The organism is Arthrobacter sp. B055-34 (genome assembly GCF_059090425.1).
In genome coordinates, this window is record NZ_JBNHFQ010000003.1 from 292754 (window position 1) to 314106 (window position 21353).

General features: G+C 63.9%; 20 protein-coding genes and 1 pseudogene. 16 read left to right on the forward strand and 5 right to left on the reverse strand.

Annotated features, from left to right (window positions below; genetic code table 11):
• The first annotated feature begins 11 nt into the window (after window positions 1-11).
• The 4 genes from AC5RWO_RS07250 to AC5RWO_RS07265 all read left to right on the forward strand — a co-directional run bounded on the left by AC5RWO_RS07250 (window position 12) and on the right by AC5RWO_RS07265 (window position 5041).
• On the forward strand, window positions 12-1253 hold the full coding sequence (locus tag AC5RWO_RS07250) for a cytochrome P450 (protein WP_498730527.1): 1242 nt from the start codon (window positions 12-14) through the stop codon (window positions 1251-1253).
• The gene (locus AC5RWO_RS07255; protein WP_498730529.1) at window positions 1250-2167 is read left to right on the forward strand and encodes a PaaX family transcriptional regulator; all 918 of its coding nucleotides are present in this window, start codon (window positions 1250-1252) and stop codon (window positions 2165-2167) included. The genes AC5RWO_RS07250 and AC5RWO_RS07255 overlap by 4 nt, the downstream gene beginning before the upstream one ends.
• Before the next feature lie 109 nt (window positions 2168-2276).
• Window positions 2277-3695, forward strand: a complete 1419-nt coding sequence (locus tag AC5RWO_RS07260) for a prolyl oligopeptidase family serine peptidase (RefSeq protein WP_498730531.1) — start codon at window positions 2277-2279, stop codon at window positions 3693-3695.
• Window positions 3692-5041: a hypothetical protein gene (locus AC5RWO_RS07265; protein WP_498730533.1), complete on the forward strand. Its 1350-nt coding sequence runs from the start codon at window positions 3692-3694 to the stop codon at window positions 5039-5041. Before AC5RWO_RS07260 ends, AC5RWO_RS07265 begins: the two co-directional genes overlap by 4 nt.
• 93 nt (window positions 5042-5134) lie before the next feature.
• Here the strand turns inward: AC5RWO_RS07265 and AC5RWO_RS07270 are convergent, their stop codons facing one another.
• Window positions 5135-5284, reverse strand: a complete 150-nt coding sequence (locus tag AC5RWO_RS07270) for a hypothetical protein (protein WP_498730534.1) — start codon at window positions 5282-5284, stop codon at window positions 5135-5137.
• Between the two features lie 230 nt (window positions 5285-5514).
• Between AC5RWO_RS07270 and AC5RWO_RS07275 the strand changes: the two genes are divergently transcribed.
• Window positions 5515-5784, forward strand: coding sequence for a type II toxin-antitoxin system Phd/YefM family antitoxin (locus AC5RWO_RS07275; RefSeq protein ID WP_498730536.1), 270 nt, complete (start codon window positions 5515-5517; stop codon window positions 5782-5784).
• Entirely contained in the window at window positions 5781-6212 is a 432-nt protein-coding gene (locus AC5RWO_RS07280; RefSeq protein WP_498730537.1) for a type II toxin-antitoxin system VapC family toxin, read from the forward strand. The genes AC5RWO_RS07275 and AC5RWO_RS07280 overlap by 4 nt, the downstream gene beginning before the upstream one ends.
• A 162-nt stretch (window positions 6213-6374) precedes the next feature.
• Here the strand turns inward: AC5RWO_RS07280 and allB are convergent, their stop codons facing one another.
• From allB to AC5RWO_RS07295, 3 genes are read right to left on the reverse strand one after another with little or no spacing between them, the layout of a single operon-like run.
• Window positions 6375-7757: an allantoinase AllB gene (gene allB / locus AC5RWO_RS07285; protein WP_498730538.1), complete on the reverse strand. Its 1383-nt coding sequence runs from the start codon at window positions 7755-7757 to the stop codon at window positions 6375-6377.
• A gap of 43 nt (window positions 7758-7800) precedes the next feature.
• Window positions 7801-8547 carry an aspartate/glutamate racemase family protein gene (locus AC5RWO_RS07290; protein ID WP_498730540.1) on the reverse strand — a complete coding sequence of 249 codons (747 nt, stop codon included), beginning with the start codon at window positions 8545-8547 and terminating at the stop codon, window positions 7801-7803.
• A 45-nt stretch (window positions 8548-8592) separates the two neighbouring features.
• Entirely contained in the window at window positions 8593-10077 is a 1485-nt protein-coding gene (locus tag AC5RWO_RS07295; protein WP_498730542.1) for an NCS1 family nucleobase:cation symporter-1, read from the reverse strand.
• Window positions 10078-10664: 587 nt separating this feature from the next.
• Between AC5RWO_RS07295 and AC5RWO_RS07300 the strand changes: the two genes are divergently transcribed.
• The 10 genes from AC5RWO_RS07300 to AC5RWO_RS07345 all read left to right on the forward strand — a co-directional run bounded on the left by AC5RWO_RS07300 (window position 10665) and on the right by AC5RWO_RS07345 (window position 20530).
• Complete coding sequence (locus AC5RWO_RS07300) at window positions 10665-12014, forward strand: MFS transporter (RefSeq protein ID WP_498730543.1); 1350 nt, start codon at window positions 10665-10667, stop codon at window positions 12012-12014.
• Between the two features lie 69 nt (window positions 12015-12083).
• Complete coding sequence (locus tag AC5RWO_RS07305; RefSeq protein WP_498730545.1) at window positions 12084-12767, forward strand: GntR family transcriptional regulator; 684 nt, start codon at window positions 12084-12086, stop codon at window positions 12765-12767.
• On the forward strand, window positions 12764-13555 hold the full coding sequence (locus AC5RWO_RS07310) for an aspartate/glutamate racemase family protein (RefSeq protein WP_498730546.1): 792 nt from the start codon (window positions 12764-12766) through the stop codon (window positions 13553-13555). Before AC5RWO_RS07305 ends, AC5RWO_RS07310 begins: the two co-directional genes overlap by 4 nt.
• Window positions 13556-13565: 10 nt before the next feature.
• Window positions 13566-14999: an amidohydrolase family protein gene (locus AC5RWO_RS07315; RefSeq protein WP_498730548.1), complete on the forward strand. Its 1434-nt coding sequence runs from the start codon at window positions 13566-13568 to the stop codon at window positions 14997-14999.
• Between the two features lie 48 nt (window positions 15000-15047).
• The gene (locus tag AC5RWO_RS07320) at window positions 15048-15809 is read left to right on the forward strand and encodes a maleate cis-trans isomerase family protein (protein ID WP_498730550.1); all 762 of its coding nucleotides are present in this window, start codon (window positions 15048-15050) and stop codon (window positions 15807-15809) included.
• A gap of 137 nt (window positions 15810-15946) precedes the next feature.
• Entirely contained in the window at window positions 15947-16819 is an 873-nt protein-coding gene (locus AC5RWO_RS07325) for a fumarylacetoacetate hydrolase family protein (RefSeq protein WP_498730551.1), read from the forward strand.
• 120 nt (window positions 16820-16939) lie between these two features.
• Window positions 16940-18283: a GntP family permease gene (locus AC5RWO_RS07330; RefSeq protein ID WP_498730553.1), complete on the forward strand. Its 1344-nt coding sequence runs from the start codon at window positions 16940-16942 to the stop codon at window positions 18281-18283.
• A gap of 456 nt (window positions 18284-18739) precedes the next feature.
• The gene (locus tag AC5RWO_RS07335; RefSeq protein ID WP_498730906.1) at window positions 18740-19030 is read left to right on the forward strand and encodes an HNH endonuclease; all 291 of its coding nucleotides are present in this window, start codon (window positions 18740-18742) and stop codon (window positions 19028-19030) included.
• 83 nt (window positions 19031-19113) lie between these two features.
• Complete coding sequence (locus AC5RWO_RS07340) at window positions 19114-19719, forward strand: DUF1326 domain-containing protein (protein ID WP_498730554.1); 606 nt, start codon at window positions 19114-19116, stop codon at window positions 19717-19719.
• Window positions 19720-19900: 181 nt separating this feature from the next.
• Window positions 19901-20530 carry a DUF2182 domain-containing protein gene (locus AC5RWO_RS07345; RefSeq protein WP_498730908.1) on the forward strand — a complete coding sequence of 210 codons (630 nt, stop codon included), beginning with the start codon at window positions 19901-19903 and terminating at the stop codon, window positions 20528-20530.
• Window positions 20531-20652: 122 nt separating this feature from the next.
• Here the strand turns inward: AC5RWO_RS07345 and AC5RWO_RS07350 are convergent.
• Window positions 20653-21315 (reverse strand): annotated as a pseudogene (locus AC5RWO_RS07350) (DUF2306 domain-containing protein); the annotation flags it as partial.
• Between the last annotated feature and the right edge of the window lie 38 nt (window positions 21316-21353).

The window sequence follows — 21353 nt, forward strand, 5'->3', positions numbered from 1 at the left end:
AAGGCCCAACAGTGACCGCAGAAACACAGGCGGCAGGAACTTGTCCCTTCCGCCAATCCGAATGGGATCCAACCGCCGAGGAGACCTTCGGCAGCGCACACCAGGACTATGCGCGGCTTCGCCAGACGAATCCGCTCCCCTGGAGCAACGCTTACGGGGGATTCTGGGCAGCAATGACTTACGACGACGTCATGCAGGTCACGCGCGACTCGGAAACATTCATCACCTCGATCCAGAACGTGGTCCCCCACGTACCGAGGTCCAGCCGGCGGCCGCCCCTGCACTTTGATCCGCCGGAGCACGACGCCTACCGGGACGTCATCGATCCGGTCCTTCGGCGATCAGCTGTGCGCAACCACGAAGACGCCTTCCGGCGCAGCGCCAAGGAACTCGTCGGGAACCTGCTGGCGAGCGAGAACCCGGAGTACTGCGGCGACTTCGCCATGCCCTACGTTGCGGACTGCTTTGCCGCGTTCCTCGGGGTCCCCTCCGAACTGGCTGTCCGAGTCCGGGAAATCGGTGTGCGCTACTCCTTCGCCATCCAGGAAATGAACGACGCCGTTATAGGCGAGGCGAGTGCTGAGTTGTACAAAATCGCGGAGCAGATCTACCGGGACAGGCTCTCCGCCGGAGCCGACCCGGAGACCGATCTGGCTGCCGGGCTCCATTTGGCTGCACTCGACCCGAACAACCACATCACAGAGCTGTCGGCCATCGCCACCATCCGCCAGATGATCGTAGCCGGCATGGGTGCCCCGCAAGCCGTTCTGGGCAGCTGTATAGTCCATCTGGCACAGAACCCGGGCCTGCAGGACCACCTCCGCAGCCACCCCGAGGATCTTCCCGCCGCTATCGAAGAATTCCTCCGCCTCTATGCCCCTTACCGGGTATTCGCCCGCACGGCCACGAAGAACGTCCAGCTCTCGGGCCGCGAAATTGCCGCGGGTGAACCCGTAGCGTTGATCTTTCCCTCCGCAAACAGGGATGAAACCGTCTTTGAACACCCGGATGAATTCATCCTGAAGCGGCCGGCCAACCGGCACCTGGCTTTCGGCCGGGGTGCCCACCGCTGCCCTGCCGCTTCAATGGGACGCACTGAGCTGCTGATCGCCCTCGAAGCCATCCTGTCCGCGACGGCGTCCTTCGGGTTGGCAGGAGAAGTGGAAATGATGAACTGGCTGGAGTACGGCCCGCGCAGTGTTCCGCTCCAACTGGAATCCGTACAGAAGGCCGGTGACATAATCTCCATATGACTGCAGAAGCCGAGCCCAGCCTGCCGCGCTTCCAGCAGGGCGCACGTCCGCAACGTCTGCTGACGACGCTTTTGGGCGACTATTGGTTCGCCCGGCGGGAGCACATTCCTTCGGCCGCGCTGGTGCAATTGATGTCCGAATTCGGCATCACGGCGGCCGGGGCACGTGCGGCCATTCAACGCCTGGCCCAGCGAGGCTTTCTGGTATCGGCGAAGAACGGAAGGGAAACGGCCTACGCGGTGACTCCCCGAAGCCGCGAAGCCTTGGACCGGCACGTCCAATACATCTTTGCCCCTCCTGCAACCGATTCATGGGACGGCACTTGGACAATCGTTGCTTACTCAGTTCCCGAGGAGGAGAAGGCCGCTCGGCGGACGTTCAGGGAAGGGCTCCGCGCGGCACATTTCGGAAACCTGTATGACGCGCTCTGGATCCGCCCTGGTCACCATGTTGAGGCGGCGCAGCACTTGGGAGAAACCACAGGAATCACTCAATTGACAGTATTCAGCGCCGCAGAGGTACCGGGGGGCGCCGAGCAAAGAATGGTCGAAACCGCCTTCGAACTGGGCCCGGTCCGGGATGCGTATACTGCCTTCATCCAGCGCTGGGAATCCGGCGGTGATGCCCTGGCCGGTGATGATACAAGCGCCCAGGATGCCCTGCTGATCAGGACGCGGTTGATGAGTGAGTGGCGTGCCTTGGTGGGCATTGATCCCCAACTGCCTCGTCAATTGCTGGGAGCAGACTGGCCGGGGACCCGGGCATACGAATGCTGCGCCGCCCTCTACGACTCCCTGGGACCAGAGGCGGAAGCCAAATTTCGGCGGATCATAGCGGTCAACGATCCCAGCCTTGCAGACCTCGTCAACCACCATACTTTTGCCAACTGGGCGTCCTTGGTCACCACCAACTAGCCCCTCCCCTGATCGGCCTTGACTCCCACCCCCGAGAATAGGCCACAGTTCCTTGTTTGCTCGCAAAATAATATGCCTTCGAAGTTGAAGGCACGAAAGGAATCTGTTCATGATCCCCATACGACTCGCTGCCGCCTTGTCGGCAGCATCCCTCATCTCCTCCCCCTTATTGATTGCACCACCCCAGAAAGCGGCGGCCAGCACCGCAGTTTCCAGCAACGCCGTGGCCCGTGGAAGTCTGCCCAGCGGCGCTCGCTATGTGATCGAGACCCCCGGCAATTGGAACGGGACGCTTCTGGTCTGGAGCCCCGGGTACATCGGTGGCCCAGCCGGTGGAGAAGCTGCCGGTGGCCCTTCGGGCGCTATCCATGACTGGCTGCTCGACGAGGGATATGCCCTTGCCGGGTCGAAGCCGACCACCAATGGATGGGCAGTTGAAGACCTGCTGCGTGACCAGCGGGACGCTGTTGACGCAGCCAGCAAGAAGCTCGGCGAACCCGAACACGTTATCGCCTGGGGAAATTCAATGGGCGGCCTCACCTCCGCGGCCCTTCTTGAGAAATATCCAAGCGTGTTCGATGCAGGCCTGCCCATGTGCGGATCAGTTGCCGGAGCCATCCCCATGTTGAACCAGGGTCTGGACGCCTCTTTCGTGTTCAAGACCCTCCTGGCCCCGAACGACTACCGGCTGGAGCTGGTCAATGTGACGAACGAGAGCGAACGCAGGGCAGCTTTCCAGGAAGTGCTTAATGAGGCGCAGCAAACCCCGGAGGGCCGGGCACGCATCTCGTTGGCGGCTTCAATGGCACAGCTTCCGACGTGGACGCAGGCCTCTGACCCGCGCCCGGGCAACAAGGACCTGGCAGCACGGCAACTCCAGCAATACAAGGCATTCATGTTCGCCGTCGTCTCTCCGAGAGAGCCGCTGGAAGCGAGGGCAGGTGGAAACTTCTCCTGGAACACCGGCGTCGATTACTCCCGCCAGCTCAAACATTCAGGAACAGCAGAACTTGTGAAGGCTTTGTACGCGGAATCAGGGGCGAATCTGGAGGACGACCTGGCACAACTCCACAGTGCACCACGCATCAGCGCCGACCCCGCCGCCGTCCGCTACATGCAGACGAACGCAACTCCCACCGGGGAGATCCCGGTGCCAGTCCTGACCCTGCACGAATCCGGAGATACTGCGCCGACGGTCACCCAGGCGCGCACCTACGAAGACCGAGTCCGCAGCAACGGCAATAACAACCTCTTGCGCCAGGCCTTTGTCGACCGTCCCGGACACTGCGACTACACGGGAGCCGAGATCGCCGCAGCACTCACCACCGTCCAGCAGCGGCTCGACACCGGGACATGGAGCAATGCCGCCACCCCCGAAGCGCTGAACAAGCTCGCCGCCGAAATCGCCGCTGATGCTCAGGTGGACCTCGGCAGCGCCGAATTCGCAGAGCTCAAGCCCCACCGGATGGTTCGGGCGGAAGCGGAACAGCCGGCGGCGGCCAACCACGGAAGGGACGGACAGCTGTGAACAAGACTGCCCGCATGCTACTGATTACCGCTCTGGCTGTGCCGTTCACCTGCACCATGACAGCCGGGATGGCCGACACCAGCAGTGTCAGCGAGCAGGGGCGGCTGCCGGATGGAACACCGTATTCGCTCGCCCGGCCGGCCGGTTGGAATGGGACCACGATCGTCATGCCCGGGCGCGAAGAATTGACCGGGGATGTTCCCCGCTGGCTGGGCGAGCAGGGGTACGGAGTCATAGGTTACGAGCTCAGCGACAACTGGAACCTGTCCCAGGATAGGAGCAACGCTTCCACCGCCGTCGATATCTTCAGTCAAACCGCGGGACGTCCGGACACCGTAATTCTCAGCGGCCGGTCGCAGGGCGGCCTGGTCACCAGGATCGTCACAGAAGCAGCCCCGGCTTGGCTGGATGGGGCGGTTCCCATGTGCGGCGGCGGAGCAGGCGCGATCAGCATGTGGAACACCAAGCTGGACAGCGCATTCGCCCTGCGGGAGCTGGTCGACCCGGATTCGCAGATGAGCATAACGCGGATTCAGGATGAGCGCCGCGAACAAGCGGCCATGAATGAACTGGTCGCCAGAGCCACAGCCACCGACCACGGACAGGCACGCATTGTCCTTGCTGCTGCCTTGAGCAAGATCCCCGCCGTCGATGCGGAAACAGGAGAGGACGTTCCCGCGACCGATCTGGACAAACGGATCGCGGAGTACACCGACGCAATGCCGTTTGCGCTGGGCATTGGTGTTCGGGCCGGTTTCGAGCAAACGATCGGTGGTGCGTTCTCCTGGAATGACGGTGTTGACTACCGGAAGGAGCTTAGGGCTTCCGGCCGTTGGCCGGAGGTCCAACGCGCCTATCGCGAAGCCGGTGCCGATTTGGAAGCCGACCTCCAGACGCTGGCAGACGCACCTCGTATCACCGCGGACCAGGCAGCTGTCAGCACAGTGGAGCGCTTGGCAACCTTCACCGGCAACCTCGACGTGCCGGTCCTGTCGCTGCACACTACGGGGGACCCCGCGGGTGCCACTGCGGAGGAAGAGGCATATGCCGACGTAGTACGCGCAGCCGGCGACAACCACGATCTGCGCCAAACCTTCGTCGCCGCAGACGGACATTGCACCTTCACAACGGCCGAACAAATTACGGCAATCCAAACCGTGGCAGACCGGCTAGAGTCAGGCCGTTGGTCGTCAACGTCCGCGCGCTCCCTCGCGAGGACAGCCGAGGAAGCACAGGATTCGACGACGATCGAGCTGGGAGCAACCCGCTTCACGACACCGCATCCCGCGCTTCCCGGGCGTCCATGGGATGTGCGGAACTGGGACTCCTACATTCCGCCTGAGTAAGCCTGCAGAGGTCGGCGTCGGCTGATAACTACTAATATGAAGGGGCTGTGCCCGGTTTAAACCGGGCACAGCCCCTTCCAACATTTCACGCTGTCAGTCTGTCTCGGGGCCGTTGCAATAGAGGCAACTGGAGTCTTCGCAGCTCGCATCGTAGGGCCCGATGCCGTCCGCGTTGAAGAATCGGGCCGTGCCGTTGCCGGCTGCCGAAGTGGTGATCAGAGTACTCGCCGTTGAGCTGCTCATCGGGTGCCTTTCCAGCCTTTGATTTGGGTGCTTCCATAGTCCAGCATGCCGGTGACTTCGCATCAGGTACAGCGACGATTTTCGACGGGTACCGGTTAGGAAACCTGAACTATAGGAAGACGGAAGCGGCTGCTGTACTTCGCTGTTTAGCAGCCGCCCCTGTTGGTTAGGTCAAGCCACGCGACCGCAAACTTGCTACACTTGCTACATGTGCTACGGAGGCGCCTATCATGACTACCATTCCCCATCGCCAGCTTCGCAACGAGAGCAGCAAGATCCTTGAGCGCGTCAAAAACGGGGAGATCCTCGACGTGACAAACAACGGTGAGGTGTCAGCGACGCTTATTCCGCCGTCGTCATCGCCTTTTGAACGGCTGCTCCTCGCAGGGGCCGTCCGACCTGCAGCGTCTACGGGCCCGGTGGACTTCACTCTGCTCGCTAGGACGCGGCTGGACGAAAGCAGCGAAGACATACTCGATGACCTTCGCGGAGACCGATGATCGTTTACCTCGATACATCCGCCGTGCTGAAGTTGCTCATCGACGAAGCCGAGTCCGGCCCACTGGCGCAGCAGCTCACCAAGTTCTCGGCAGACGGTGACACACTGGCGGCCTCTATGCTCCTTCATACCGAGCTTCACTGCGCTGTGAATCGGCGTGCCAAGGGAGTTCCGGCACGCGCGGTCAACACGGTTCTGAGCACGATAAGTCTGGTGGATGTCGCCCGGGACGACCTGTTGTTTGCAGTGGCGCTTCCTGGCGGATTGAGAACGGCGGACGCCATCCATTTAGCGACGGCTATCCGCCTGCACGCGGACGTACTGGTGGCTTATGACCACGAACTCCTGGCGGCAGCAGAAGCTGCGGGACTGTCCACTCTTTCGCCGGGGCGGCGGCTGGATCAGTCCGTCTCCGGGCCGTTGCAGTAGAGGCAAGTGGAATCTTCACAGTTCGCAGTGCCGTCGTCGCCGACTGCAAACGTGTTGATCAGGGTACTCGCCGTGGAGCTGCTCATGGGACTTGCTGCCTTTCGTGGGGTCGGGGCGGCCGCTGTACTTCGCTGTACAGCAGCCGCCCCCTTGTGGTTCGGATCAGGCCATGCCGCGGCGGAGCAACTGTCCGGCCGGGGTCTGGTTGTCGATCTGCTGTCCGCGCAGGTAGGTCTTGCGGACCACTCCGGAGAGCGGCTTCTGCGCGTAGGCGGTGATGGGATTCTTGTGGTGGAGCTTGGCGGGATCCACTACGTAGGACTCGTCCGGCGCAAAGATGGACAGGTCGGCGTCGTACCCTAGCGCGAGCTTCCCCTTGGAGTTCAAACCTGCCAGTGCGGCCGGCTTGGTGGACATCCAGTCGATGACCTTGTCCAGGGTGATGCCGCGGCGGCGGGCTTCGGTCCAGATCAGCGACAGGCCGAGCTGGAGCGAGGAAACACCGCCCCAGGCGACGGCGAAGTCACCGTTCTCAAGGTCCTTCAGGTCCAGCGTGCTGGGCGAGTGGTCCGAGACGATGCAGTCGATCGTTCCGTCCAGCAGTCCCTCCCACAGCAGTTCGCGGTTGCCGGCCTCGCGGATGGGCGGGCAGCACTTGTACGCGGTGGCGCCGTTGGGGATTTCCTCGGCGATGAGCGTGAGGTAGTGCGGGCAGGTCTCGGCGGTGATGCGGACCCCGTCGCGCTTTGCGGAGGCGATCATCGGCAGCGCGTCCGAGGAGGACAGGTGCAGCACGTGGGCGCGGGCGCCGGTCCAGCGGGCGCGTTCGATGACCTCGGCGATGGCGACGTTTTCGGCGCCGCGGGGGCGGGAGGCCAGAAACTTGTCGTAGTGGTCGCCCTCGGCGGTGGGCGCACGGTCGATGGCGCGGGAGTCCTCCGCGTGCACGATCATGATGGAGTCGAAGGTCTTCAGGACGGCCATGTCCGATTCCATCTCGTCCGCTTCCAGATGCGGGAATTCGTCGACGCCGGAGTGGAGCAGGAAGCACTTGAAGCCAAAGACGCCCTCGTCATGCAGGCCGCGCAGGTCGCCCTGGTTGCCGGGGATGGCCCCGCCCCAGAAGCCGACGTCCACGAAGGCCTGCTCGCGTGCCGCCGCCCGCTTCTGCTCGAGCGCGTCCACGTTGACGGTCGGCGGAATGGAGTTCAGCGGCATGTCGATGATGGTGGTGACGCCGCCGGCGGCAGCTGCACGGGTGGCGGAGGCGAAGCCTTCCCATTCGGTGCGGCCGGGCTCGTTGACGTGGACGTGGGTGTCCACTAGCCCCGGAAGCAGGACTTCCTCGGCGGAGAGCTCGATGACCTCCGCGCCTTCCAGGTTGTTGCCCAGCGGCTCGATGGCGACGATCTTTCCGTCCCGGATGCCGACTTCGCGGGCAACCTCGCCGGCGGTGGTCATGATCCGGTTGCCGCGGATGACCAGGTCATAGGCGGTGGCGGGGCCGGTAGGTGCGGAGGAGGGACGGCTGATGGTTTCTGTCATGGTGGTTCTGCAATCCTGTGAGTAGGTAGGTCGTTCGGGTTGCTTAGGCTTGGCCGGCGAGTACCGGGACGGAGCTCAGCGGCCAGTTCTTGAAGGTTTTAGGCCGCGGCGGCGCATAGGTGCGGATTTTCGACGTCGTTAGTCCCATCCGAACCAGGGATTCCGCGATCGTGACGGCGGCAGCAACGCCGTCGACAACGGGCACTCCTGTCCGCTCGATCACGCGCTCGGTCAGGCCGGCCATGCCGCCGCAACCCAGGCAGATCACTTCCGCTTTGTCCTGCTCGACGGCGATGGCAGCCTCGGCGACGATGGCATTGACGGCCGCGTCCGGATCCAGTTCCAGATCGAGGACGGCCATGCCGCTGGCGCGGACGGAAGCGCAGCGGGCGTCGAGTCCGGCCAGCTTGAGCCGGTCCTCGATCAGCGGGACGGTGCGGTCCAGGGTGGTCACCACGGAGTACTTGTGGCCGAGGAACTGCGCGGTGCTGGCCGCGGCCTCGGTGATGTCGACGACCGGGACGTCCAGGATTTCCTGGAGCCCCTCGCGGCCGTGTTCGCCGTAGCCGGCCTGGATGACGGCGTCGAACGGTTCCGGGTAGTTGCGGACCGTTTCCATCACGGCGATGGCGGCCAGGTAGCTTTCATAGTTGCCTTCGACTGAGTCCGCGCCGAAGAGCGGGGTCAGCGGGACGATCTCGGTTCCCGGCGAGGCCACGGCGGCTGCCTGCCGGCCGATGGCTTCGGTCATGGACTCGGTGGTGTTCACATTCACGACGAGGATGCGCAAAGTAATTCTCCTGCTGGATAGGGATTGGTCGTTGGTAGTGAACGGTTAGTGGGCGCTGGCGACGGCGAGTGCTTCGCCGTCGACGTCGCGGAAGCGAGCCTTGCGGTCAGCCACGATCAGGTAGAACACCGCGGCCAGGCCGGCGCCGAAGAACCAGGAGAACCCGGCGACGGCGCTGAAGGCAGGCGCCAGGGCCAGCACGATGGCGATAACGGCGGCCGGAACCAGGGCAATGATGGCCCGCGGGTTGACGCCGCGCTTGTAGTGGTACTCGCCGTTCTGGGCCTCGGTGTACAGGTCCGGGACGTTGATCTGCGCCTTGCGGATGATCCAGTAGTCGGCCATGATGACGCCGAAGATCGGGCCGAGGATGGCGCCGAGGCCGCCCAGGAAGTACACGATCACTACCGGGTTGTTGTAGAGGTTCCAAGGCAGGATAACCAAGCCGATGACGGCGCTGACGATGGCGGCCGAGCGGAAGTTCAGGCGGCGCGGGAAGAGGTTGGTGAACATGTAGATCGGTGCCACGAAGTTGGCCATCAGGTTCACGGCCACGGTGAGCACCAGCAGCGCGAGGCAGGCAAGCACCAGGAAGAAAGTGTTGGGGATGGTCTGCACAATGTCGGACGGGCTCTCGATGATCTGCCCATTGATCTTGAACTGCGCACCGGCAAGAACGACGACGATGGCGCCGAAGAAGAGCATGTTCAGCGGGATGCCGACGAAGTTGCCGCGGGTGATGGCCTTCTTGCTGGTGGCCGAGCGGGTGAAGTCGCAGAAGTTCAGCACGAACGTGCCGTAGATGGCGATCCAGAGGGCGCCGCCCACGAAGATCTGCCGCCACATCTCGCCGCCGGTCAGGCTCTCGTTGGTGGAGAGGGCGATGGAGCCGCCGGCCTCGATGAACATCCAGACGGCGATGGCCAGCATGGTGACGAGGATGACGGGGCCGGCGAAGGCCTCGTACTTGCGGATCATTTCCATGCCGAAGCTGACAATGATGACCTGCAGGATCCAGAGCGCCACGAAGGAGATCCAGCCGAGGGTGGACATGCCGAGGAAGTTGTTGGTGTCCAGCGGTGCCAGCCCGGGGAACATGGCCGTCAGCATCACCCGCAAGACGACGGAAGCCAGGTAGGTCTGGACGCCGAACCAGGCGATGGCCACGCCGCCGCGGGCGACGGCGGCAAGCTGCGCGCCGTGGATACCGAAGGCGATGCGGCTCATGACTGGGAAGGGAACACCCGTCTTCTCCCCCATGAAGCCCGAGAGGCTCAGGAGCAGGAAGAGCAGGACCGCGCCGACAAGGAATGCCAGCAGGATCTGCCACGCTCCCAGCCCCAGGGCGAAGAGCCCGATAGCGAAGGCGTAGTTGCCGAGGCTGTGGACGTCATTGGCCCACAACGTGAAAATGTTGTAGCCCGACCACGTGCGGCCTGCCTTCTTGGTGGGCGCCAGATCCTCGTTGTAGAGGCGGGTGCTTAGGGGCAGTGCGGTCGACGTTGACCTCTGGTCCTGTAATGCAGTCATTGCTACCTGTTTTCATATGGTGGAAAATTGTTTTCAGGAATTGAAACAAGGTTAGGGGTGACACCAATCACAGTCAAGGGGTCAGAGCCCCCGACAGCGCCTCGCCCGCGGACTGTCGCGGAATCACGGTTTTGGGATGCGAATAGAGCCCAAATCGCTACACCAAAATGCGACGCCGCCGCGAGTCCGACTGCCAGCCAGGGGCCGCGAACATTCCGGCAGCACCGGAGCACCAGTGCACCGGCAGCAACCGTGGCGTGGTGCACCCGCGGTGGGCACGGCGGAAGGTGGCCTGCGGGCAGAAGGTGGTGAACGCCGTCGTTGTTTTATCAGTAGGTGCTCTTGAGAAAGGCGCTTCTTGGTATGCGCAAGAAGCCCAAAAACCCGTTGACTGTGGCCTGCGTCGCTTCTACATTGGGTTTTGGGATCCCAAAACGGGATCCCAAAAAGATTTCTCGGACCGTTAGGTTGGATTCCCGTTCCAACCGCTTGGGCCCCGCATTGAGGTTCTGGAGATCGGCCCGCCGTTGATCCCGGCGGCCATTCGTCTAACAACCGCTCACCGACCCGTCTTCGAAGGAGAAGCTGTGTCTCTCCCAAGCACTGAAACCGTAACCCCGTCTCCTCGGGGCAAGGCTGGCAAGACCGGCAAGGACGGCGCGCAGCGACGCACCAACGTCCGCTGGAAGCTCTTCCTGCTGCTCCTTGTCCTCGTCACCGTCAACTACATTGACCGCGGCTCCATTTCCGTTGCCCTGCCGGTCATCCAGGAGGAATTCAACCTCCCGCCCGAACTCGTCGGCCTGCTGCTCTCGGCCTTCTTCTGGACCTACGCGCTGATGCAGGTTCCCGTGGGCTGGCTGATCGATAAGTTCGGCCCGCGCAAAGTGGTCACCGCCTCCTGCGTCGGCTGGGGTGCCGCCACGGCTGCTTCCGGTCTGGCCGGCGGCTTCGTGAGCATGTTCATTGCCCGCATGGGCATCGGCGTCACCGAGGCCGGTGTCATGCCGGCCGGCGGAAAGCTCAACGCCCTCTGGATGCACCCGAAGGAACGCGGCCGCGGCGCCACGATTCTCGACGCCGGTGCTCCGCTGGGTGCCGGCGTGGGCGGCCTGGTCATCGCCGGGCTGATCGCGGCCACCGGCAGCTGGCGCGCCTCCTTCATCATCGCCGGCATCGCGACCGTCCTGATGGGCGTTGCCGTCTGGTGGTACGTCCGCGACAGTCCCCGCGAGCATCCGGGCGTCAACGAGGCCGAGGCGACCTACATTGAGGAATCCCACGCCGCCGAGGACGCCGCCGCCGCGAAGGAAGGCAGCACCGGCCGCAGGGCCCTGGCTCCCTACCTGAAGTTCCGTTCCTTCTGGGCCATGTGCTTCGGCTGGTTGGGCTTCAACGGCGTGTTCTACGGCCTGCTGACCTGGGGTCCGCTGTACCTGTCCGAGGCCAAGGGCTTCGATCTGAAGACCATCGGCTGGTCCACCTTCGTGATCTTCGGCGCCGGCTTTGTCGGCGAGATCCTGGGCGGCACCCTGGCCGACCGCTGGCGGGGCCGCGGCGCCTCGGCCAACAAGGTCATGCGCACCCTGCTGGGTATCTCCAGCATCATGGTGGTCGGCGGCCTGATCGGCGTCACCGCTGTTCCGGATCCGCTGACCGCCGTTGTGCTCCTGTCCGTGGTGCTGTTCTTCCTGCGCTGGGTTGGCCTGTTCTGGTCCATCCCCGCTGTCCTGGGCGGCCGCACCAACGCCGGCGTGCTGGGCGGCGCAATGAACTTCAGCGGCAACATTGCCGGGTTTGTCACCCCGATTGTGGTGGGCCTGATCGTCGGGGCCACCGGCTCCTACACCTGGGCGCTGCTCTACTTTGTCGGCGCCGCGCTGATCATGGGTGTCTCGGTGCTGGTGCTGGACTACAGCAAGCGCCTGCCCGTCTAAATTGAAGAGGAAAGACCAGCCGATGTGCCGGGGACAGCGCGCCGCCGACAAGACCGAATGGAGAAGACGATGAGTGTTGCAGAACAAACCCGCGAAAAGGACAAACCGCTCCGGGATACTGTCCGCGATGCGATCCGTTCGAGGATTTTCGAAGGCCGCTATGTCCCCGGCACCCGGTTGGTGGAACGCGACCTCGCCGCCGAGTTCCACGTCTCCCGGCTTCCAGTCCGCGAGGCCCTGCGGATGCTGCGTCAGGAAGGCCTGGTCAGCGACCGCGGAGCCCGCGGCGCGGAGGTGAGCAGCCTGAGCGAGAAGGATGTTGAAGACCTCTTTGCCGTCCGGCACTCCCTGGAAGTACTGGCCTGCCGGCTCGCGGCGATCCGAGCCACGCCCGAGGACCTGGACCGGCTGAAGGGCTACCTGGACGACGCCGAACGCCATCTCGCCAAGGGTTCGCTGGTTGAAGCGCACCGCACCAACAGCGAGTTCCACGAGGAAATTACCCGAATTGCCGACAACGGCTTCCTGCGGACCGCGCTGGAACCCCTGCAGGGGCGGATGAACTGGCTGCTTGGCTACGCCACCGATCTGCCCGAACTCATCGAGGAACACCGCGAACTCTGGGCAGCCATTGCCAGCGGCGATCCGGACCAGGCAGCCGCGCAGTCCGCGCACCATGTTGAGAAGTACCACGACCAGTTTCCCGACGACTACCGCCGCTCCCAACAGGAACGGCAACGGAAGAATCCATGAAACTCATTGTCATCAACCCCAATATCAGCGACGACGTTACGGGCCTCATCGAGGCCGAAGCGCTGCGCTCCGCCGCGCCAGCCACCGAACTGGTGGTACAGACCGCCGGCCACGGCGTCGAATACATCGAAACCCGCTTCGAAGCCCTGATTGCCGCCGGCGCTGTCGCCGAAATCATCGCCGAGCACCGGGACCAGGTGGACGGCGTTGTCGTCGCAGCGTTCGGCGACCCGGGCATGCCGGCGCTGAAGGAACTCATCGACGTCCCGGTCATCGGCATCACCGAATCCGCCCTGTGTGCCGCCGCCCTGCAGGGCCAGCGGTTTGCCATCATCGCCATTTCCGACCGGATCAAGGCTTGGTACCGGGACTGTGTGGAACACTTCGGCCTAGCCGGCCGGCTGACCTCTATCCGCTCCATTAAGGAGACCCTCGGCTCCGTTGGCTCCGTCCAGGACGATTTCAAGGACACTCTGCTGGCACTGAGCCGCCAAGCCGTCGAGGAGGATGGCGCCGACGTCGTTATTCTTGCCGGTGCGCCGCTGGCCGGGCTGGCCCGCGAGCTGCGCGGGCAGATCCCGGTGCCCGTGGTGGACGGGATCTCAGCCGGCATCCGGATGGCCGAGGCCGTAGTCGCAATGGACTGCGGCGCGCACCGCGCCGGTGCGTTCGCCGCTCCCCCGGTGAAGAAGCGCCGGGGCCTTTCCGAAAACCTCGACGCCGCCCTCGACGCCGCGCAGTCCCCGCAGACCGTGCAGCGCGCGCAGACCGCCACTGCCGCCAGATAGGAACACCGCCATGCCCGACGTATTTTCCCTCCCCGAACTGGTGGTCGCCAACGCCACCGTGGTCAACAGCTTCGGTCGGCAGCGCGCCCACATTGTGGTCCGCGACCGCCGGATCGAAGCGCTCCTCGACCCCACCGGGCCCGTCCCGGACGCGCAGCGCACCCTCGACGCCGCGGGCAAACTGGTCATCCCCGGCGGCGTGGACGGACACTGCCACGTAGCCCAGGTGACCGGACGCTTCTCGACCCTGGACGACTACGCCACCACCTCCACTGCCGCGCTGTGGGGCGGGACCACCACCATCATCGACTTCGGCATCCCCCGCAACGACACGGAAACCCCGCTGGAGGCCGTCCGGTCCAAGAAGGAACTCGCCGCCATCTCGCGCTGCGACTTCGCGCTGCACGGCTCGGTCATCGACTGGGACGAATCCGTGCCCTGGCAGCTGGAACAGCTCGCCGCCGAGGGCGTGCGCTCGGTGAAGATGTACACCACCAACCGCGGCACCACTATGGCCGAAGGCAGCACCATCCTGAAGGTCATGCGCGAGATGGTGCGGCTGGACGGGCTAACCTACATCCATGCCGAGCACGATCCGATCATCGCCGACTGCACGCAGCAGCACGCCGACGCCGGCACCATCGGCATCGAACACCTGCATCGCACCCGCCCGGAACTGGCCGAGGAAATCTCGGTCCGCGAGGTGCTGGCCATGGCCGAATATGCCGAAGCGCCCGTCTACTTTGTGCACCAGACGACGCCGGGAGCCGTGGATCTGGTGTCCGCGGCACGGAGCCGGGGTCAGGAGGCGTTCTCCGAAACCTGCCCGCACTACCTGACGCTGGATGAGACGGTCTACGGGGAGATGTTCCCGGAGTGGTACGCCTGCTGCCCGCCGATGCGCAGCCCGGAAACGGTTGCCGCACTGCGCGAACGCCTGGCCGCCGGAGCCGTGCATACCGTCGCGTCGGACCACTCCTGCTACGACCTTTCGCAGAAGCGCGAACGGACCGATGATGTCCGCGCCATGCCGCACGGCCTCCCCGGTGTCGAAACCCGGATGCCTGTCACGTTCACCGCATTGATGGCGTCCCCCGGGGCCCGCGTGGAGGACTTCGTCGAGGTGTTTTCCACCGGGCCAGCGCGGATCAATGCCGTTCCGGGCAAGGGCGTCCTCGCCGAGGGCTACGACGCGGACCTCGTCATCTTCGACCCAGCCGAGGAACGCACAGTCGACGGCTCCGACCTGCACATGGGGACGGATTTCTCGCCCTTCGATGGCACGGCACTCACCGGTTGGCCCGCCGTCGTTGTTAGTGCCGGACGCGTGGTGGTCAGCGGCGGAGCCTTCCACGATCCCGGCCCCGTGGGCCGCTTTATCGAACGCGACGGCTTCCACGAGCACCACGCACAGTCCCCTGCCGCACTGGTTGCCCACTTCTAGCCCAAGCGCACTCCTGACCGCCTTCGCCTCACAACTTTAGGAGCAGCAATGCCGAGCACCACCCGTCCCACCCGCATCGGGATGATCGTCCCTTCGTCCAACACCTGTCTGGAGCCGCAGAGCTACAGGATCCTCGGCGACCGCGAGGACGTCACCCTGCACTTCACCCGCATCCCGGTCACCCGCATTGCCTTGGACTCCTCGTCCGACAAGCAGTTCGACGCCGACGTCATGCGCAACGCCGCGGAACTGCTGGCGACGGCCGACATGGATGTCATCGCCTGGAACGGTACGTCCGGCTCCTGGCTCGGCGCTGACCATGACCGGCAGCTGGTCGGGGAGATCCACGAGGCCACAGGCTTGCCCGCCACCACGTCGACGCTAGCCTATCTTGAGGCCTTCGCCGCCTTCGCCACGGAACGGATCGGGTTGTTCACGCCGTACACGCAGGACGTCAACCAGGCCATTATCGAGTCCTACGGGCGGGCCGGCATCAAGACAATTAACGACGTCGCGCTGGGCCTGAGCGACAACGAGTCCTTTGCGCGGGCTACCGATGAGGAAATACGGCCCGGCTCCCTGGAACTCGCGGCCGCTAACCCGGATGCCCTGGTCTACCTGTGCACCAACCTTTACGGCGCCCGCATCACCGCGGAGATCGAGCAGACCGGAGTTCCCGTACTGGACTCCGTGGCCGTCACCCTCTGGCACACCCTCAAACTGGCCGGGGCTCCTCTGCTGGATGCGAAGTGGGGCAGGTTGCTCGGCTCGGTGCCGGAAAGACTTGACGCGCCCACGCTCGCTGGATAAAGTCACCATACCGCGTAGCGAGAATTAGTTTCCGCATCATGAAACATTGGCGCACGCGGCTCACTGCTTGCCGATTGGCACACCGGCTCGGATTGGTTGCCCGGCGCGGATCCCAGACCATAGCGAAAGGACCCCGCATGAAAGTTATGCGCATCGGCGAGGCCGGACAGGAAGTGCCCGTCTTCGTCTCCACGGAGGGGCAGGCGTACGACCTCCGGCCGGTCACAGCCGATATCGACGGGGCGTTCCTGGAAACCTGGGCGCACCGGCTGGACGAGCTGCCGCTCGAGGCCTTGGCGCCCTTTGATACTGCCGGCCTGCGCATCGGTGCGCCGATTGCCCGACCCGGCGCCGTGCTTGGCATCGGCCTGAACTACGCCGGCCACGCTTCCGAATCGGGCAACCCCATTCCCGAGCGGCCCATCGTCTTCTACAAGCACCCCAACACCGTGATCGGGCCAAACGACGACGTCGTCATCCCGCCCCGCGCCGAAAAGGTGGACTGGGAGGTGGAGCTGGGCGTGGTGATCGGCCGGCGCGCCAGCTACCTCACTTCCCCGGCCGACGCGGCTGCTCACATCGCCGGCTACGTGCTGGCCAACGATATCTCTGAGCGCGAGTTCCAACTGGAGCACTCGGGGGCGCAGTGGACGCTGGGTAAGTCCTGCCCCACGTTCACTCCGGTCGGGCCATGGCTTGTCCCCGCGGCGGAAGTTCACGCGGCCGGTGATGCCGGCGTGCGGCTGCAGACCTGGGTCAACGGCAATCCGCGCCAGGACAGCTCCACCACGGACATGGTTTTCGACGCCGTCGAACTGGTGTACCGGCTGTCCCAATACATGGTGCTCGAACCCGGCGACCTTATTAACACCGGCACCCCGGAAGGCGTCGCCATGTCCGGACGCTTCCCCTACCTGCAGGAGGGCGACACCCTAAAGCTTGCCGGTGGCATCCTGGGCAAGCAGGAGTCCAAGGTGCACCAGCATGAAGTGGTTGTGCCGAAGAACTAACTAACTTGGATTCCTTGACACTGCCAACCTCAGCGTATGGACTGGGGGCCAGAGTGTTGGGCCTATGTGGCGACGGTGCCGGGTAGACCTCGCCATTCCGCGTAACGGCAGGAGCAGGCCATGATCGCCCTTCACACCGCGATAGCCATCATCGTCATCATCCTGCTCATCATCAAGGTCAAAGTCGACCCGGTGATCTCGCTGATCATCGGCTCGCTCTACCTTGGCCTCGCCACCGGCGTCGGCTTCACGGCAACGATCGTTGCGATCGCCACCGGTTTCGGCGAAATCATGGGCGAGGTTGGCCTGCTCATCGGTTTCGGGGTGCTCATCGGGGCGATGCTCCATGCGATCGGCGCCTTTGGGAAGATGGTGACGATGCTCGTCAACGGTGTCGGTGCGCGCCGGCTTCCGTACGCGTTGACGGCGGCGATGTCGACGATCTTCCCCTCGATTTACGTGGACGTGCAGGTTGTCCTGGCCTCGCCGGTGGCCCGCTCAAGCGGACCCCTTATCGGCCGGACCGGCTTACCGCACATGGCCGGGGCGCTCGGGACCGGGATCTTCGCCGGCTACGTCTTCGTGATCCCGGGACTGGCCGCGGTCTCCATCGCGGGCCTGATGGACATTCCGTTAGGTCTCTGGTTGGTCTACGGCCTTGTGCTCGGGCCGTTGACCGCGATCGTAACCACGTTGATCTTCCGCTGGCTCCTGCGCGGCCGCTATTGGAAAGCGGACAAGGACGAAGAAGTCGATGAGGCGATGGTCGAACTGGAGACCACCGAACTGGTCGAGAAGGACACCAGGACTCCCCCGCTGTTCGTCTGCTTGCTGCCCATTCTCGTACCGCTGGTGATGATCGCCTTCGGTGCCTTCGCGGAGCTGTTCGGGTTCTCCAACGACTTCATCGCTTTCCTCGGCGACGCCAACTTCGCGCTCTTCGTGGGCTTGCTCGGTGCTTACGTGCTGTGCCGGCGCACCCTGGGCCCGAAGGGCACGGACACGGCCATGGGTGAGGGCTTTCACACCACCGGTGAGATCCTGCTGATCACCGGCATCGGCGGGTCGCTGGGTGCCGTCATCGGGGAGACCGGACTCGACACAATCCTGGCCGGCCTCTTCACCGCCGACGCAACGGCGCCGGTCATCCTCAGCATCTTGCTCGCCTGGGTCATCGCCGCAGTGCTGCACCTGGCAATCGGGTCCGTGTCCGTGGCTGCCATCGCGGCCGCCGGGATCATCGGCCCTGTACTCGGGTCGATCAGCGTCCCGCCGATCGTCATCGGCCTCGCCATCGCATCGGGGGCCATGTTCGCTCTTCAGGTCAACAGCAACTTCTTCTGGATGTTCAAATCGCTGCTCGGACTGTCGACCCAGGGAACGTTCAAGACCCTGACGATGGTCACCTCCATCGCCTCGGTTGTCTCGCTGCCGATGGTCATGGCGGTGGCGCTCATCGCCTAGCCGTGGTTTGTCCTCGACAATGCGCCCAAGGTACCAGGCCCGGGGTTTACGGAGCCGATAGCCGACACAATCGCTGATCCAATCGACATGGTGTTCGATGGAGACCATCATGTTGTTCGAGACCGACGGGCTCAGAGGCCCAGTGATGTTGGGGGAACAGTGTCTGAACTTGGTCGCATCTATTGGTCGCGCAAATTCTTGGGGTACGCCTGCACGTGCGTGTCACTGTGGCTGCTGGCATCCGTGTTTCTCGCCCTGCAGCGGCTCGAGGTACCTCCCGTGCTTGCCGCCCCAGCGGACGTGCTGGGCGGGTTGGCGGCACAGGTCGTGCCCGTTGCCGTAGCTCCTATGGTTGCGATTGCGCTGTTCGCAGTGCTTGGCGCCGTCATGACAGCTCGAGATGCCCGACGCCGCGACCCGGTGCGCCGGTTCACCAGGCAGCAGCGCCGCGATGGCATGGCCCGCGCCGGTGGGCTTTGCGAGCTGGAAGCCGGGTTCCGCCGTCGCTGTTCGCGCCCTGCCGAGCACGGAGATCACTTCTACCCGTGGTCCCGGGGCGGTGCGACTTCGCTGCAGAACTTTGTGGCTGCCTGCGCGAGGTGCAATCGGACGAAGGGGGCGCGACTGCCCTCCCCCGGCCGACAGCGGCGGCTGGAGCACCGCCGTCGTGAATATTTTTCGCCTTCAGATTCTCCTGCCGTGGGTGAACGGCGCTCGCTGCGGAACAACCTTCTACCGGCCGCCTAACTAGACGAAAATGCCTTGATTCCCCTTCTGGCCGAGAGGAAAATTCATAGCGGGGATGCCTTTATTGCGGAAGGGGCCTCAAAATGGCTTGGCATGTTGAAGGTACATACTTCGAAAATTGCAATTGCGACATGGTTTGTCCGTGCTCGACTTCGGGCCTTACCGCCCCAGCCGACAACGAGCGCTGCAATGCAGCACTGGCATTCCATGTAGATACCGGCGAAGTAAACGGGGTCGACGTTGGCGGCATGAATGTCTGCATCGTCGGCGATGCGCCTGCACTCATGAGCGAGGGAGGCTGGAAACTCGGCTTACTCCTGGACTCGGCAGCCTCCAAAGAACAGGCCGAAGCTCTCGCTGCAGTGTTCGGCGGCCAGCTGGGTGGCCCGATGGAAGATCTGGGTCAATTGGTTGGTGAGATGGCGGGCTCGGAGTCTATGGACATCACTTACTCGGACAACGGACGCCAGCACCAGGTCAAGGTCGGCACTGCCTTGGATGTTGCGGTCGAGGACTTCGTCTCGCCCATGGATCCTACAGAGAAGGGCATCAAAGTTAGCGGAGTGGGCTTCCCCGCCGACACCTTGGCAGCCGGTACGGCCAGCAAAGGGCGCGTCGATGTGTTCGGGATGAGCTGGGACAATGCCGGCAAGAACTCCTTCTCAGCTCCCTTCGCCTGGTCAGCATAAAGGTTCTGCAAGCACCATTCTGGCCCGGCCCCATCCGGGCCTAGTGGTGCTGATTGTTTGCGCCGTGCTGGCCTGGTACTTCACTGTCCTCGCCGCTCGCGGAATGCCAGCGGGTCCCGGAACCATGGGGATCGGCCTAATGGGATTCCTCGCTGGCTGGATACTCATGATGACCGCCATGATGTTCCCCGCTTTGGCCCCGCTTCTCTCCGCATATCTTCGCTCGATTCGAATCGTTCAGAACAACTGGGTCAGAGCTTCCCGCTCTTCTGCCCTGCTTATCGGCTACCTGCTGACCTGGCTATTGTTTGGCCTTGTTGCCTACGGGGCAGCTGAACTGTTCGGGATGCTGGCGGCGGAGGCACAGGACACGGCCCCGTGGATAGGAGCAGGTCTGCTTGTGTCAGCGGGGATGTACCAGCTGACCCCGCTCAAGAATTTCTGCCTTCGGCACTGCCGTTCCCCGCTTGCATTCCTCCTCCACGTCTCCAGATACAAAGGTCCCCTCCGCGACGTCCGCGTCGGTTTGTACCACGGCATCTACTGCGTGGGGTGCTGCTGGGGCATGATGGTCGTGCTGATCCTGGTGGGCACGATGAACCTGACGTGGATGGCGGTCATAGCCGCGGCAATCCTGCTGGAAAAGACCTGGTCGCGTGGGCTCGCTTTCAGCAAGATCACCGGCATCGCCTTGATTATTTTAGCCCTGCTTGTTCCGGCGAATCCGGCTCTTTTGCCCGGGCTGTATCCGGCCCCCGGGATCTCGCAGAACATGGAACGGGACATGTCACCCGGCATGCCCGGCATGTAGCTGGACGGCGCTGATCGAAGCAAGCGATCAGAGGGGGACGCTGTGGCTGCCGGCGCGGCAAGGGGGCTGGAGACATTGTTCTTTCGCGCCGCCCGACGGGCGCGGCGATGGATGAAGTACTCAGCGACCGCTAGATTGATTACCCATGCTGACCCCAACAGCAGCGCCCGAGTCAGCACGTCGGCCGGGCCAACAAGGAGAAGCCAGGGGATGCTCACGAGTGCCTGGGTTCCCGCGGCGATACCAATGGCGTAGCCTCGTGCCATCCATGCGCCGTGGGCGGCGAAGTCCCGGCGCCGGATCGCGAGAATACCCATGACAATGCTCGCCACCATGGCCGAACCGAAGATCAAACGAAAAACGAGCAGAAGCGGTCCGTCGCTGGCCGGAAGATCGTAGAAGACAGCCATCCACAGACCCGATAAAGCGACGAGCAGGCCTGCGGGTACCAGAATCCGCCCGGCAATTCGATGCCAGCTGGGCCTGCCGCGCTTGCCGCGACGGAGCGAGGGGACGAACTGGAACGCCCCGACCAAGGAGTACACGATGGCGGCGGGAATGTGGATCAGCACGGGGATAGGTGAGTCGAAGAACCTGTGGTTGGCCGGCGTCACCTCGGCCCCGCCCGTCAGTTCAGCCAGCCGGGCCGTCCCGAAGAACACCGGGATGAGGCTGACGAAGATCAACGCGGTGGGCACGAGCCACCGGCCTCGAGTGCTTCGACGGGCGCGGGGACTTGCCTTGGTTTCCGCCCCCACAGTCGCAGTCTTTCTGCTGGCGTTCATTTGGAATCCTTCGTTGGATGGTCCGGGAGAAGCGGCCC

Excerpts from the sequence above, each read along its gene's own strand:
- AC5RWO_RS07255 (WP_498730529.1), top strand. The coding sequence starts at position 1,250 with ATGACTGCAGAAGCCGAGCCCAGCCTGCCGCGCTTCCAGCAGGGCGCA.
- AC5RWO_RS07260 (WP_498730531.1), top strand. The coding sequence starts at position 2,277 with ATGATCCCCATACGACTCGCTGCCGCCTTGTCGGCAGCATCCCTCATC.
- AC5RWO_RS07270 (WP_498730534.1), bottom strand. The coding sequence starts at position 5,284 with ATGAGCAGCTCAACGGCGAGTACTCTGATCACCACTTCGGCAGCCGGC.
- AC5RWO_RS07275 (WP_498730536.1), top strand. The coding sequence starts at position 5,515 with ATGACTACCATTCCCCATCGCCAGCTTCGCAACGAGAGCAGCAAGATC.
- AC5RWO_RS07280 (WP_498730537.1), top strand. The coding sequence starts at position 5,781 with ATGATCGTTTACCTCGATACATCCGCCGTGCTGAAGTTGCTCATCGAC.
- allB (WP_498730538.1), bottom strand. The coding sequence starts at position 7,757 with ATGACAGAAACCATCAGCCGTCCCTCCTCCGCACCTACCGGCCCCGCC.
- AC5RWO_RS07295 (WP_498730542.1), bottom strand. The coding sequence starts at position 10,077 with ATGACTGCATTACAGGACCAGAGGTCAACGTCGACCGCACTGCCCCTA.
- AC5RWO_RS07305 (WP_498730545.1), top strand. The coding sequence starts at position 12,084 with ATGAGTGTTGCAGAACAAACCCGCGAAAAGGACAAACCGCTCCGGGAT.
- AC5RWO_RS07310 (WP_498730546.1), top strand. The coding sequence starts at position 12,764 with ATGAAACTCATTGTCATCAACCCCAATATCAGCGACGACGTTACGGGC.
- AC5RWO_RS07315 (WP_498730548.1), top strand. The coding sequence starts at position 13,566 with ATGCCCGACGTATTTTCCCTCCCCGAACTGGTGGTCGCCAACGCCACC.
- AC5RWO_RS07320 (WP_498730550.1), top strand. The coding sequence starts at position 15,048 with ATGCCGAGCACCACCCGTCCCACCCGCATCGGGATGATCGTCCCTTCG.
- AC5RWO_RS07325 (WP_498730551.1), top strand. The coding sequence starts at position 15,947 with ATGAAAGTTATGCGCATCGGCGAGGCCGGACAGGAAGTGCCCGTCTTC.
- AC5RWO_RS07330 (WP_498730553.1), top strand. The coding sequence starts at position 16,940 with ATGATCGCCCTTCACACCGCGATAGCCATCATCGTCATCATCCTGCTC.
- AC5RWO_RS07335 (WP_498730906.1), top strand. The coding sequence starts at position 18,740 with ATGGCCCGCGCCGGTGGGCTTTGCGAGCTGGAAGCCGGGTTCCGCCGT.
- AC5RWO_RS07340 (WP_498730554.1), top strand. The coding sequence starts at position 19,114 with ATGGCTTGGCATGTTGAAGGTACATACTTCGAAAATTGCAATTGCGAC.
- AC5RWO_RS07345 (WP_498730908.1), top strand. The coding sequence starts at position 19,901 with ATGTTCCCCGCTTTGGCCCCGCTTCTCTCCGCATATCTTCGCTCGATT.